This is a genomic window from Acinetobacter higginsii (assembly GCF_000369845.1).
GTDB classification, from domain to species: domain Bacteria; phylum Pseudomonadota; class Gammaproteobacteria; order Pseudomonadales; family Moraxellaceae; genus Acinetobacter; species Acinetobacter higginsii.
This window is the reverse complement of record NZ_KB850215.1, coordinates 1-13,212: the sequence shown is the minus strand read 5'-3', so window position 1 is coordinate 13,212 and position 13,212 is coordinate 1. Positions and strand designations below refer to the sequence as shown.

General features: G+C 43.4%; 11 protein-coding genes. 5 read left to right on the top strand and 6 right to left on the bottom strand.

The window, feature by feature from the left end; all coding sequences use genetic code 11:
* Nucleotides 1-87: 87 nt before the first annotated feature.
* Together F885_RS09555 and F885_RS09560 are read left to right on the top strand one after the other, a co-directional pair.
* Nucleotides 88-990 (top strand): LysR family transcriptional regulator, encoded by a 903-nt coding sequence (locus F885_RS09555; protein WP_005317092.1) that lies wholly within the window; start codon nt 88-90, stop codon nt 988-990.
* Between the two features lie 106 nt (nt 991-1,096).
* Nucleotides 1,097-1,987, top strand: coding sequence for a LysR family transcriptional regulator (locus F885_RS09560; protein ID WP_005317088.1), 891 nt, complete (start codon nt 1,097-1,099; stop codon nt 1,985-1,987).
* A 12-nt stretch (nt 1,988-1,999) separates the two neighbouring features.
* On the opposite strand, the gene F885_RS09565 is transcribed toward F885_RS09560, so the two are convergent.
* The 3 genes from F885_RS09565 to ilvD form a co-directional block, all read right to left on the bottom strand.
* Nucleotides 2,000-2,731 carry a sulfite exporter TauE/SafE family protein gene (locus tag F885_RS09565; protein ID WP_005317085.1) on the bottom strand — a complete coding sequence of 244 codons (732 nt, stop codon included), beginning with the start codon at nt 2,729-2,731 and terminating at the stop codon, nt 2,000-2,002.
* Between the two features lie 81 nt (nt 2,732-2,812).
* Nucleotides 2,813-4,102 carry a hypothetical protein gene (locus F885_RS09570; RefSeq protein WP_005317082.1) on the bottom strand — a complete coding sequence of 430 codons (1,290 nt, stop codon included), beginning with the start codon at nt 4,100-4,102 and terminating at the stop codon, nt 2,813-2,815.
* A 143-nt stretch (nt 4,103-4,245) separates the two neighbouring features.
* On the bottom strand, nt 4,246-6,075 hold the full coding sequence (gene ilvD / locus F885_RS09575) for a dihydroxy-acid dehydratase (protein ID WP_032859414.1): 1,830 nt from the start codon (nt 6,073-6,075) through the stop codon (nt 4,246-4,248).
* Between the two features lie 209 nt (nt 6,076-6,284).
* Between ilvD and fmt the strand changes: the two genes are divergently transcribed.
* Nucleotides 6,285-7,247, top strand: a complete 963-nt coding sequence (gene fmt, locus F885_RS09580) for a methionyl-tRNA formyltransferase (protein ID WP_005317077.1) — start codon at nt 6,285-6,287, stop codon at nt 7,245-7,247.
* Entirely contained in the window at nt 7,244-8,551 is a 1,308-nt protein-coding gene (rsmB, locus tag F885_RS09585; RefSeq protein ID WP_005317074.1) for a 16S rRNA (cytosine(967)-C(5))-methyltransferase RsmB, read from the top strand. The genes fmt and rsmB overlap by 4 nt, the downstream gene beginning before the upstream one ends.
* Before the next feature lie 41 nt (nt 8,552-8,592).
* Here the strand turns inward: rsmB and F885_RS20675 are convergent, their stop codons facing one another.
* The 3 genes from F885_RS20675 to F885_RS09595 form a co-directional block, all read right to left on the bottom strand.
* Nucleotides 8,593-8,736, bottom strand: a complete 144-nt coding sequence (locus F885_RS20675; protein ID WP_004803397.1) for a methionine/alanine import family NSS transporter small subunit — start codon at nt 8,734-8,736, stop codon at nt 8,593-8,595.
* Nucleotides 8,737-8,746: 10 nt separating this feature from the next.
* Nucleotides 8,747-10,225, bottom strand: coding sequence for a sodium-dependent transporter (locus F885_RS09590; protein ID WP_004803394.1), 1,479 nt, complete (start codon nt 10,223-10,225; stop codon nt 8,747-8,749).
* A gap of 377 nt (nt 10,226-10,602) precedes the next feature.
* The gene (locus F885_RS09595; protein WP_005317070.1) at nt 10,603-12,045 is read right to left on the bottom strand and encodes an aldehyde dehydrogenase family protein; all 1,443 of its coding nucleotides are present in this window, start codon (nt 12,043-12,045) and stop codon (nt 10,603-10,605) included.
* 132 nt (nt 12,046-12,177) lie between these two features.
* Between F885_RS09595 and F885_RS09600 the strand changes: the two genes are divergently transcribed.
* Nucleotides 12,178-12,873 (top strand): TIGR04219 family outer membrane beta-barrel protein, encoded by a 696-nt coding sequence (locus tag F885_RS09600; protein ID WP_004803376.1) that lies wholly within the window; start codon nt 12,178-12,180, stop codon nt 12,871-12,873.
* Nucleotides 12,874-13,212: the final 339 nt, after the last annotated feature.

The following is a 13,212-nucleotide window of genomic DNA, read 5'->3' as shown; positions in this document are numbered from 1 at the left end:
GATCTATGATACTGTTCAGTGAGAACAAGATAATCCATCAAATTTCGGCTTCTTTATACGGATAGGCCGAACAAAAGAATCAAGCCTATGGACAAGTTAAATGCAATGTCGACATTTGTACATGTGGTTGAGCAGCGAAGTTTTACCAAAGCAGCACAGATCCTGAATTTACCGCGCTCGACCCTCACAGATGCGATTAAACAATTAGAAACGCAGCTGAATACCCGCCTACTGTTTCGGACCACACGACAAGTGAATCCGACCGACGAAGGCCACCTGTATTATCAACGCTGTAAATATATTCTGGCTTATATTGATGAATCAGATCATGATTTTTTACATGCTAAACCGCAAGGTAGCTTAAAGGTCGAAGTCCACGGTATCTTTGCTGCGCATTTTATTCTGCCCAAACTACATCAGTTTCTCGACGAATACCCACAAATCCAATTACAACTGACTGAAAGTGATCGCTATGTTGATCTGATTAAAGAAGGCATCGACTGTGTGATTCGGATTGGTCATTTAAATAATAGTGAACTGGTGGTCAGACCCTTGGGGCTGATCCCGCAAGTCACCCTCGCAAGTCCTGAATACCTCAAAAAATATGGTACTCCAAATACACTGAGTGAATTAAAACAGCATTTTATGGTGGGCTTTCATTCCACAGCACGGCAAAAAACGCTTCCCTTAGAGTTTCTGATTCACGATAAAGTTGAGTTTTATGACCTCACCTCCTTAATTCAAGTCAATGGGGCGCAGACCTACTCTGCTGCTGCAGAACAAGGCTTTGGTATTATTCAGGTGCCACGTTATGGTCATTTAAAGCAAATCGAAAATGGTCAGCTGTGCCCTGTGTTAACCCAATACGCCGTTCCTTCTTTACCCGTTTCTTTGCTTTACCCCTCAAAAACACGGGTTTCACCTCGACAACGGGTATTTATTGAATGGATGGTACAGTTGTTTAAAGATCATCCTTTGGATCAGGCTTAACCGTTTCGCTGCTCATCAAAAACAATTTTTGCTGCACTTAAGTCCACTATCTTTATTTAAGTGATGTTTAGTATGATGATTTTTTGCATTTCAATGCGTTGCCATCATGCGTTTTGATTTTTTTGATTTACAGCTATTTCTGCATATCGTCACTACAGGCAGTCTGACCAAAGGGGCGGAACGTTCTGCAATTTCCTTGCAAGCAGCCAGTGAACGCATCAAAAAACTTGAACAATATTTCGATACGCCTTTATTCATTCGACACACCACGGGTGTTGAGCTCACCAGTGCAGGCCATGCCTTAGCCGAACATGCACGACGTTTGCTCCGACAAAAAGACCAACTTGAACAAGAGATGCAACGCTTTCGGCAACAACAACCCGAATCCATAACCCTGTGGTGCAACTCCTCTGCACAAAGTGAATATCTGCCACCGCTGTTACCGCAATATCTGATGCGTCATCCTGACATCAATATCGATCTGCATGAAGCTGAAAGTTCAGAGATTATTGCGGCGCTCGGCAAAGGCATGGCCAAGCTCGGCTTGGTTTCCAGTTTCTTTGATATTCGCCCATTGCAAACCCAAGAATTTGCCAGTGATCCCTTGGTGCTAATTTGCCCAGCCTCACATGCTCTCACCCAACACACACAATTGAATTTGGTCGAGGCCCTAAACTATGGTTTTATTGGATTGATGCCGCATCATTCTTTGCAGCAATCCATCGAAACCCAAGCCAAGCAACTTGGCTTTAATATCCAATACCGTTTGCGTTTGCCCAATTTCGCTGCAATTGCTGAAGTGGTGGCAAAAGGCGTCGGCATCGCGATTATGCCTGCTCGTGCTGCACAGCGTTTAGAGCCAGACTATCATTTCAACACGGTACAGCTGCTGGGTGCATGGGCCAATCGGAAACTGCTGTTGGCAACGCAGGATTTCAGTCAACTGCCCGAGACTTATCAAAAGTTTGCAGATTTTTTATTGCAACATCGTCCTTAGTTCAGACCCAAATTAATGCGATAGCATATACGCACCTAATGCGACCAAGCCCATAAAAAACAGGCGGCGGAAGCGTTGCTCATTCAATTGATAGCGAATTTTTTTACCCAACCACATACCCATTAAAGCCGCAATCAAAGCCACGATGGATAGGCGATAATCCAGAGTGATGCCTGCCATCGGGTTATGCTGTAAAAATACGGCGAGGCAAATGGTGGACACGGTAAAGGTCAAACCCAAAGCCTGAACCAGCTCATCCCGTTTTAAATGCAAAGACTGTAAATAAGGCACTACGGGAATAATCACCACACCTGTTGCCACAGTCACCGCCCCACCGATATAACCGACCACAGGTGAGAGCCAACGCTCATATTTGCCCAAGTGAGGCAGATTCTTAACGCATAAACCATAAAGCCCGTACAGTATCAACATCGTACCCAATAAAATTTCACTGCTTTGGCCATGGCTTTGGCTTAAAGTGGGCAAAAAACTCCAGACCGATCCAACCACAATTCCAAGCAACAAAGACCAAAAGCGGCGTACAAAAGTCCAGACCCGCCCTTCAGCAAACAGCTGCCAGATATTGGTAATCATTGAGGGAACAATCAGTAAAGATGCAGCTTGAAAAGGACTCATGGCAATCGTGAGCAGTCCCATGGAGACCGCAGGTAAACCCAAGCCGATCATGCCTTTAATCATGCCCGCAAAGACAAATACCATCACAATAATTGCTAAAAAAGTCACGCCCGAATCTCCGATATTGCATCGGAATTATGCTACGAAAAAAAGCCAAGTTTGCCCTATTCTTATTTTTGGGAGCGGGCCTCAGGCAGAGCTTGAGGCGGTTCTATATTTGTCTTCCAACACATTGCTGATAATGCTTTCAATCATCCAGACCCGATACAGGCTGTTAAAGACATAACTTTGCCCGTCAATGCGCAATTCTAGGACTGGAAAATCAGGCTGATGCTTTTGCTGACACAGTTCATCATTCTGTTTCAGTAATGCCTCCACATCTTGCTCAGTGATTTGTCCAATCTCTAAACGCTTTTGCATGCGCTGAAAATGGGCCTTAAACGACAAGTCTTTACCACGCGTCCATACCCCTTCAAAAATCTGATGGATACAATCCACCTGCTGTTCTTCAGGCACACTATAAAACAGTCGTGCCATTTCATAAGTCGCTTCTTTGGTTGGACGGCAGAATGGGGTAAATGCCACTTGGGTACGCTTGGAAACACGAGTCGCCAAGCTCCAGTCAAACCAGTCTCGCCCGTGATAACTCAAGGGATAAACCTTCAACTGGATATTATAATAATTGGCCAGTTCTTCTTTGATATAGGCCAATAATAACCAGCTCATTGGATCTTCAAGCGCGATATATAAATCTAGCTCGGGATGCATGGCCTGCACTTCATTGAGCGCCTCACCATCATTAATCAAATGCTCGCGCCATTCGATATGATTGATCAGGAAAATAGGATTTCCCGTCAGCAATTTTTGCTGTTTTAGACGGCGGGTTAAACGTAATAAATCATCGACCGCTTGATATTTCCGCTCACCAAATTCGAAATAACTGGCAGCAACAGGCACATCTTTAAAAATGCGTTCAGGATAATCTTGAGGGCTTTGATGCCGACTGGCCATGGCATATAGGGTACGTAATTTGCCGTATTGTTGTTGCCACAGCATATGGAACACATCTTCCAGTAAATGTAAGAAGTTCTGTTCTCGTAAGGGGGTGTTTCGAAGAATGGTTTCAGCTTGTTGTAATGCTTCCGCGCTGGGAATTTCTGGGGTGTCATCAAAGCCAAAACGATGTTGCTTGGCAAGAATCTTGGCATCATTTAAACAGTAACTGAGCCATTCCTGCTTGGACATGCCATTCGGAGGCTCTGCGTCCTGCCTCGAAATAATCACTTTTAGAGGTTTCAACTCATCACTCAGGATTTCATTGAGCTGATCCAGTTGTTGTACCGCAAGATAGCTATAAACATCGTCTAGACGCAGGTAAATGCTTAAACCCTGTTCCGTGGGTAACACCGCCTGACGTGAAGGTTTCTGATAGAACCAACTCGATCGGATGGGATCAAACCAACGACGTAACAAAGACATGTCGATCGCCTCTAATGGTCATAAAGTGAAATATGAATCGATATACTCAAACTTGGGTTGGAACAAGTGAGTCAATAAGTCTGTTCAGTATCTTATAAAATAACAAAAAAGTCCCCCTTAATTGAAAGAGGGACTAAACGGGATTACAAAACTCGTACTGCGCCTTTGGCTGCGCTGGTCGAATGCATTGCGTAAATCTTCAATGACTTAGACACTTTACGTTTACGCTCTTCTGCAGGATGCCAACCCTTTGCTTCCTGAACGGTACGGCGATGTGCCATAGTCGCATCATCAACATTCAAATGAATGGTACGGTTTGGAATATCGATTTGAATGGTATCACCATCTTCAACCAGACCAATTGCACCACCTTCTGCTGCTTCAGGAGACACGTGACCAATCGACAAACCTGACGAACCACCGGAGAAACGACCATCGGTAATCAAGGCACAGTCCTTACCTAAGCCTTTCGACTTCAGGTAACTGGTTGGGTACAACATTTCCTGCATCCCTGGTCCACCACGTGGGCCTTCGTAACGAATCACTACGATATCGCCCGCAACGATTTTATGATCCAGAATCGCTTCAACCGCTGCGTCTTGGCTTTCAAAAACGCGTGCTGTACCGGTAAATTTAAGAATTGACTCATCCACACCCGCAGTTTTGACGATACAGCCATCTAGAGCGATGTTGCCGTAAAGAACTGCTAAACCGCCATCTTGAGAGAAGGCATGTTCAGCATTACGAATCACACCTTTTTCACGGTCACCATCAAGGGTTGAATAATAACGGTTTTGCGAGAATGCCACTTGGGTTGGAATGCCACCCGGAGATGAACGATAGAACTCATAAACGTCTGCATCTTCAGTACGGATAATATCCCACTTGTCTAATGCATCTTTCAACGTAGGCTCGTGCACGGTTGGACATGAGGTATTCAGTAAATTCGCACGATCCAGCTCGCCCAAGATCGCCATGATCCCACCCGCACGGTGCACATCTTCCATATGCACGTCTTGTTTTGCAGGTGCAACTTTTGACAATACTGGTACTTGGCGAGACAGACGGTCGATATCATCCATGGTGAAATCAACTTCAGCTTCATGTGCGGCCGCAAGTAAATGCAATACGGTATTGGTTGAACCACCCATTGCGATATCAAGCGTCATGGCATTTTCAAATGCAGCTTTAGTTGCAATTGAACGTGGCAAAATGCTGTCATCATTCTGTTCATAATAACGTTTCGCCAGTTCAACCACTAAACGACCTGCTCTTAAGAACAATTTTTCACGGTTGGCATGGGTTGCCACGATCGAACCGTTGCCCGGTAGAGACAAACCTAAAGCTTCGGTTAAGCAGTTCATTGAGTTGGCTGTGAACATCCCTGAACATGAACCACAGGTTGGACATGCCGAGCGTTCAAACGCAGCCACTTCTTCATCGGTATAGCTTTCGTCTGCTGCAACCACCATGGCATCAACTAGGTCAATTGCCTTTTCATCACCACGGAATTTGACTTTACCTGCTTCCATTGGACCACCAGACACGAATACCACGGGGATATTCAAGCGCATTGCCGCCATCAACATTCCCGGTGTGATCTTGTCACAGTTCGAGATACAGACCATGGCATCGGCACAATGGGCATTGACCATGTATTCCACAGAATCGGCAATCAAATCACGTGATGGCAGTGAATACAGCATCCCGTCATGGCCCATGGCAATCCCGTCATCGACGGCAATGGTATTAAATTCTTTTGCCACACCACCAGAAGCTTCAATTTCTCTCGCAACAAGTTGACCTAAATCTTTAAGATGCACGTGACCGGGAACAAATTGGGTAAATGAGTTGACCACCGCAATAATTGGTTTGCCAAAATCTTCATCTTTCATACCGGTCGCACGCCATAAACCACGCGCGCCCGCCATATTTCTTCCATGTGTTGATGTTTTCGAACGATAATCAGGCATTTTGTATTCCCAACAAGTGTGTGCTCGAGAAAAATAAGACTTTCTCTCTGGCGAAATGATACTGAGCTCTTTGCATCATACTACAAGTTATCGTTTAACAGATGACCAACAGGCCTATCTTTTTTGCACAAAAGCAATTCAGTCCGTGAATTAGGGACTCGCCGCGTTTTCGCTTATAATTTGAGATAAGTTTTATTTGGATTCCATTTGTGAAAATCATTTTTGCTGGTACGCCTGAATTTGCGGCAACCGCATTGGCGGCATTATTAAAAACATCCCACCAGATCATTGCGGTTTATACCCAACCTGACCGTAAATCAGGACGTGGGCAAAAATTAACGCCATCGCCTGTAAAACAATTAGCACTTGAGCACGGTTTAGCTGTTTATCAACCTTTAAATTTTAAAGCATCTACGGAAGAAGGCTTGGCCGCGCGACAAGAGCTTACTGCACTTGGCGCAGATGTGATGGTGGTTGCAGCCTATGGCTTGATTTTACCGCAAGCGGTTTTGGATACCCCGAAATATGGTTGTTTAAATATTCATGGTTCATTGCTACCACGCTGGCGTGGTGCTGCCCCGATTCAACGCGCCATTGCCACAGGGGATGCTGAAACGGGCATTACCATCATGCAAATGGCTGCAGGTTTAGATACTGGCGATATGATGTATAAAACCTATTGCCCAATTACTGCGGAAGATACCACGGCCAGCTTGCATGACAAATTGGCTGTTCAAGGTGCAGAAGCGATTTGTACCGTGCTTGAATCAGAACAAAGCTTGCAGGATTTTATTGAAAAACGTGAAGTACAAGATGAAGCACTGACCGTTTATGCGCACAAATTAGTGAAAGCAGAAGCGCGTATCGATTGGACTGTAAATGCAGTTCAAATCGATCGTAATATTCGTGCCTTTAACCCTTGGCCAGTCGCGTTTATTCAGCTCGATGAAAACAATGCCTTACGTGTTTGGGGTTCTACACTTTCACAACTGAGCAAAACCGATGCACAAGCTGGTGAAATCCTTGCCATTGATAAACAAGGTGTTCACGTTGCTTGTGGCGAAAATACTGCAGTGTGCTTAACCAGCTTACAATGGCCAGGTGCTAAAGCCCTCAATCCAGTACAAATTACTCAAACTCAAAAATTGCATATTGGACAAATTCTCCCATGAGCCAATCGAATCAATCATCTACAAAAAATTTGAATCTGCGTGCGCAAGTGGTCAAAACACTTTTGGCGGTTCAAAATGGGCAATCTTTGTCTTCCGTTTTGAATCAACATATCAATATCGTTTCTGAACGTGACCGTGGTTTATATCACGAGCTTACTTTAGGTTGTTTGCGCCAATGGTATTCGTTAAAAGCCATTACCTTACCCCTGCTCACAAAACCATTAGACAATGAAGCCCTAGAAAGTTGTTTATATCTAGGTTTATATCAAATTTTATGTACGCGTATTCCAGTACATGCTGCGATTTCAGAAACTGTAAATGCGGCTAAGCAACTCGGTTTCGAGCCAATGAGTGGTTTGGTGAATGCGATTCTGCGTCGTGTTTCACGTGAAACAGCTGAATTTGAAACAGCGTTGAATAATACCCATGGCTTACCAAGCTGGTTATTCAAACGACTCAAGAAAGATTGGCCTGAGCAAGCAGAGTCTCTATGCCAAGCCTTAAAACAAGTCGCACCACTGACGTTGCGCATCAATGAACGCCAAGTCAGTCGTAACGAATATTTAGAGATTTTGGACGAAGAGCAGATTGATGCTCGTCCTTGCACGCTTTCAGATGTTGGTATTGTTCTAGAGCAAACGGGCAATATTACCCATTTACCGGGTTTTGAAGAAGGTGGTTTTTCTGTTCAAGATGAACATGCACAATTGTGTGCGACGCTTTTACCAAACTTAGATAACAAAGTTGTTGTCGATGCATGTGCTGCACCAGGGGGTAAAACTGCACACATCCTTGAGCGCTTTGATCCTAAAAAGCTGATTGCGCTTGATCATGATGCAAAACGTTTACTACGTGTTTCTGAAAATTTAGAACGTCTTGCCTTAAATGAGAACAATGTTGAGATTATTACCGCTGATGCCACCACGTGGCAGGCACCTGAACCCGTCGATTGTATCTTGCTGGATGCGCCTTGTTCTGCAACAGGTGTGATTCGTCGCCACCCCGATATTCGCCTGCTCAGACAATCAACCGATATCGCACAAACCGTTGCGTTACAACAACAGATTTTGCAGCAGATGTGGCAACAGCTTAAAGTCGGCGGCACTTTGCTATATATCACCTGCTCGATTCTAAAAGCTGAAAACGAGCAGCAAATGGCGGCATTCTTTGCAGAACACACGGATGCAGAAGAAATCAAAATCGAAGCCGATTGGGGCATTGAACAGACCCATGGTCGTCAGCTGTTTCCTTCTGCCCACGCTGGTGATGGTTTCTATTATTGCCTGATTAAAAAATTGGCATAATAAAAAAGCAGGCTTAAAGCCTGCTTTTTTTAAATCTATTTTTAAAGCGTATGCTGATCTTTCACTTCTTCCAGAACCTCATCGAGTTCTTCTGGATGCTTCATTAAGTGCAGAATAGACAGCGCCAATCCACCCCATACAAATAGCATAGAAATAATCATCATGATGATTGCTGAAGTATTCATCTCTACTCTCCTAGCGATCTTTGATTCGGCTGAGTACAACAGCAACGACAGCACAGAAAATCACGCTGCCCCATCCAAAGATTCCTTGTAAGCTCATGCTATAACTATCGTAACCGTTTTTCACCAAGTTAAACACGGTCATGCTTAAGGTTGTTAACAAGATGAGTGAAGTAATCACGGTTAATGTAAATGACCAACCCTTGCCGAGCTGAATCGTCGAAATACGGTTGACATGATCCCGAAGCTCAATTAATGCAGAACGTTTTAGCCAAGCAATCGAGATAATCGAAACCAATGCACCACCAATAATACCGATGTTATTGATGAAATGGTCAATAATATCAACGAGCTTAATCGCATTTACACTTGAGAATAAAATCACTGAAACCAGTGCACTACCACCACCAATAATAGTTACAGCTTTGGTACGGCCCCATTTCAATTTATCTTGCATTGCCGCAATTGGCACTTCCAAAATACTCACCATTGAAGAAATACCGGCAACAAACAGTGAAGAGAAGAATAAGAGGCCAAATATGTCTGAACCAGTACCTAAACTTGAAATGATTTTCGGGAAGGCAATGAATGCCAAACCAATACCACCACTCACAACATCGTGTACTTCTTTACCAGCGGTATGTGCCATAAAGCCCAATGCCGCAAAGATTCCAATACCCGCTAAAATTTCAGTCGATGCATTGGCAAAACCAACAATCAAGCCTGAACCTGTTAAATCAGTTTTTGGTTTAAGATAAGAAGCATAGGTCACCATGATCCCGAAGCCAACCGACAATGAGAAGAAGGTGTGGCCGTACGCCGCTAACCAAACTTTATAATCCATCATTGCCGACCAGTTTGGGGTAAAGAATGCATTTAAGCCTTCAGCCGCACCAGGTAAACGTAATGACTGAACCACCAGAATCGTGAACAAGACGAATAATAATGGCATGAAAATCTTATTGGATAATTCAACGCCCTTTTTCACCCCACCATATAAAATGATTAAAGTCAGTGCCCAAATCCCAACGATAGGCCAGAACAAATGGCTGACGAAGTTCAGGTCAAAGCCAGTCGCTTTTGAGGTCTGCAAATAAGTATTGAAGAAGAAGCTTTCCGGGTCACTGCCCCACGCCTGACCAATCGAGAAGTAGACATAACTTCCCGCCCAAGTCAGTACACTGGCGTAGTACAAACCAATGATGATACAGACACAGACTTGCCACCAACCCAGTGTCTCACCGCCTTTAAATAGCGCCCGATACGCTTTTGGTGGTGAATTACGCGCACGATGACCGGTTGCATAATCCAAGAATAAAAGAGGTAAACCAGCGGTAATCAACGCAAGTAAATAAGGGATAAGAAACGCCCCGCCGCCATTTTCATAAGCAACATAAGGGAAACGCCAAATGTTACCTAAACCTACAGCTGAACCAACAGCTGCAATAATAAAACCAGATCGTGATGTCCAGTTTTCACGAGAATCTGCCATAAAACACCTAAGTTGTCCTGCTGGCTATTCCATGCTGTGTTAGGTTTTTATTATCCAACAGACATGAAAAGTGCCATAAAAAATCTTGTTTTGCTTGCATGAAATTTCAACCTTGTGGGTCTCCGTTTACATGGACAAACAAAGCAAAAACCAAACCATCTTCCTTAAAGATTGGGCTTTGTTTTTCTGCTTTTAATAGCCGAACAATACCTGTTTTTATTTCTTTTTACTGTAAATTCTGAAAGAAAAAGTCATCTTTTTTGAACAACTGATTATTTTTCAACAGACTGTAATTTTGACCTTGCAGTCAACTTATAAAAATCAAGTACATAAAACAATCAAGCGAAGCTAAAACTCCGCTTGGGCCACAATCTTTTTTATTGTTTGATGGCTAATAACCTTTCCTCTTGCATATCCCGAATTGCAGAATGAATCCCTTCCCGACCAAGGCCAGAATCCTTCACCCCGCCATAAGGCATATTATCGACACGGAAAGTTGGGACATCGTTAATAATCACACCTCCGACATGTAAATGATCCCATGCGTACAGCATCTTATTTAGATTCTGCGTATATACACCCGCCTGTAAGCCAAAACGACTTTGATTAATGGTGGCAATACCCTGCTCAAAATCCTTAAATTTTTCAAGGATCGCCACAGGACCAAAGGCTTCATCTTTATAGATTTCCAGCTTGGCATCTACATTTTCCAACAAAGCAGGTTCAAACAACATGCCTTGTAAACTTCCTCCTGTCAGTATTTTTGCTCCTTTTTTCTCAGCTTTATCTAGCCACTTTTTTAGGCGAACAGCCTCAGCTTCCTTAATCATGGGCCCAACCAATGTCGTTGCTAAAGCTGGATCATCCACTTTGATTTTTTTCAATTTTGCGACCAGTTTCTTTTTCACTTCTGCATAAATATCAGCATGAACTAAAATCCGCTGCACACTGATACAGACCTGCCCCGCATGCCCATAAGCGGCACTAATCAAACGATCTATAAGTGCCTCATCAATCACGGTATCTGCATCGATCAGAACCGCAGCATTACCGCCCAGTTCTAAGGTGACTTTCTTTCGGCCTGCACGCGCTTTCATATCCCAACCGACCTGATCTGAACCTGTAAAGCTGAGTAATTTAAAGCGATCATCGGTCACCAAAATATCTGCTGCTTGACGGTCACACGGCAAGATCGACCATGAACCTTTAGGTAGATCTGTTTCAGCTAATACCTTGGCTATCATTAATGCACTGATTGGAGTCAAACTGGCAGGTTTTAAAACAAAAGGACAGCCTGCTGCAATCGCAGGCGCAATCTTATGTGCCACCAGATTCAGAGGGAAATTAAACGGACTGATTAAGGAAATCGCACCAATTGGCACATGTTTAACCATACCTCGAAAACGGGCTGCTGCAGGTGTCACCGCCAAGGGCAACATGCGGCCATCGTCCAGCTGCGTCACTGCATCTGCTGCCAATTGGAAGGTATTAATCAGACGTTCAACTTCTGCACTTGCTGCACCTCGCGGCTTGCCCCCTTCGGCAATCAGGATTTCAGTCAATTCTTCACGCAGTTCATTAAAGCGCTTTACACAATGCAATAAGATCTGTTGTTTTTGAAAGGGCTTTAATGCTGCCATTTCCTGTTCTGCTTTTACTGAAGCAGAAATGGCTTTTTCAAGCACTTTGGCATCGGCCAGAGCAACACGAGCATAGACGGTATTTCGATACTTATCATGTACTTCAAGCCATTGCCCCGTGCTCACCGCTTTTCCCGCGACATACAGTGGATAATCCCGCACGCTTGTTGTATCTGTCATTATTCTTGATCCCGTTATAAAAATTTAAAATTAGACTACTGCATATTTTCCAAGATCACTATATGATTCGCCCATTCGCTGATGAATTCACAACAATTCATTACGGTTTTTGATACTGATTAGGACAATGCAATGAAAATATTAAAAATATCAATGCTTGCTTTAGGGACAAGCTTTTGTGGTCTGGCACAAGCAGATATGATTGGTGTAAAAGGTGATCTTAGCTATTGGAATTACAATGGTGAAGCCAATATGGCCGCACAAACTTCAGCACCAGATCAAGACCTTGATCGTAAAGGTTCTGCACAAGTCTCGCTTGCATTTGAACACCCGATTCCACTGATTCCAAATGCAAAAATTCGCTATGTGAATTTAAAATCACAAACTGAAAATGAAGTTGCAGGTCAGCCAGTTTATGATCTAAATATCGATCATACCGATTTCATTTTGTATTATGAAATTTTAGACACCATCGTAAATGCAGATGTTGGTCTAGGTGCCACTAACTTGAATGGTGATGTAAAAACACTAGGCTTAAGCAAAACTGATATCGATAAAACGGTTCCTGTGATTTATGGATCAGCTGGGGTAAAACTACCTTTCACAGGCTTAAGCGCTAAAGCTGAGTTGTTATATAGCAACTTTAACGACGCTAAAATCACCGATGCACAAGCCGAACTACAATACAACTTTATTGACAATCTCTTGGTCGATGTTGGCTTAAAAGCGGGCTATCGTATCCTCGATGTCAAACTAGATGATTACGAAAAAAATGACCTTAAATTTAACTTTAAAGGTCCTTATATCGGCTTAGATATCCATTTCTAAATCGTAATAACGTGAGAAACGGAATCTTTAGATTCCGTTTTTTATATCCAATCATTAAGCTCTCCTCCTTAATGTAAGCCAAAACCTACAACAATCGTAGTGATTAGCGAATACCCCAATACAAACTTTTCACCTATCATATAAATCATAGAGAGACAGGAAGTCTCATTGAGAATAAGAACACACACAGGACGTGGTCGTTAATAGGATATCAACGACATAAACTGAATATGAAGAAGCCCCGTCAGGATGATGGGGCTTCTTTTTATCTATCATTTTTATAGGTGATTTAAAGACTTTTAAGATACGCAACCACTTCGCTATGCTCTGCCATTTCAG

What these genes read in the sequence shown, in the direction of transcription:
- F885_RS09590 (WP_004803394.1), bottom strand. Translation starts at nt 10,225, where the DNA reads ATGGCAGATTCTCGTGAAAACTGGACATCACGATCTGGTTTTATTATT.
- F885_RS09595 (WP_005317070.1), bottom strand. Translation starts at nt 12,045, where the DNA reads ATGACAGATACAACAAGCGTGCGGGATTATCCACTGTATGTCGCGGGA.
- ilvD (WP_032859414.1), bottom strand. Translation starts at nt 6,075, where the DNA reads ATGCCTGATTATCGTTCGAAAACATCAACACATGGAAGAAATATGGCG.
- F885_RS09600 (WP_004803376.1), top strand. Translation starts at nt 12,178, where the DNA reads ATGAAAATATTAAAAATATCAATGCTTGCTTTAGGGACAAGCTTTTGT.
- F885_RS20675 (WP_004803397.1), bottom strand. Translation starts at nt 8,736, where the DNA reads ATGAATACTTCAGCAATCATCATGATGATTATTTCTATGCTATTTGTA.
- F885_RS09555 (WP_005317092.1), top strand. Translation starts at nt 88, where the DNA reads ATGGACAAGTTAAATGCAATGTCGACATTTGTACATGTGGTTGAGCAG.
- F885_RS09560 (WP_005317088.1), top strand. Translation starts at nt 1,097, where the DNA reads ATGCGTTTTGATTTTTTTGATTTACAGCTATTTCTGCATATCGTCACT.
- rsmB (WP_005317074.1), top strand. Translation starts at nt 7,244, where the DNA reads ATGAGCCAATCGAATCAATCATCTACAAAAAATTTGAATCTGCGTGCG.
- F885_RS09570 (WP_005317082.1), bottom strand. Translation starts at nt 4,102, where the DNA reads ATGTCTTTGTTACGTCGTTGGTTTGATCCCATCCGATCGAGTTGGTTC.